We start from the raw sequence: 232 nt of genomic DNA, 5'->3' as shown, positions 1-232 counted from the left end.
CCGTTCCATGCGCGTTCGGCGCGTCTCCCGCCTCAATGAATGCCGCTTCCACCGTGCTCCGCAAGGAGGGTTGGTTGCCTTTGACGGCCAGCAGATAATCGCCGCCTTGCTGGTGGATTTGGCTGGCGATGTCGCGTTGGCAGCCCATGGCGTCGAAGCTGACCAGCCGCCCCTTGAGTTGCAGACTTTCCAGCAGGGCGGGAATCGCGGTGATTTCATTGCTCTTTTCGTG

At 61.2% G+C, this 232-nt stretch carries 1 protein-coding gene; it reads right to left on the bottom strand.

What is annotated here, in order from left to right; all coding sequences use genetic code 11:
• Positions 1–232, bottom strand: a 232-nt coding sequence (locus tag C2I19_RS20055) for an ISAs1 family transposase (protein ID WP_233201298.1), incomplete at both ends; no start/stop codon positions are given.

Source organism: Chromobacterium alticapitis, from assembly GCF_002924365.1.
Classification (GTDB): Bacteria; Pseudomonadota; Gammaproteobacteria; order Burkholderiales; family Chromobacteriaceae; genus Chromobacterium; species Chromobacterium alticapitis.
This window is presented reverse-complemented; position numbering and strand designations above follow the sequence as displayed.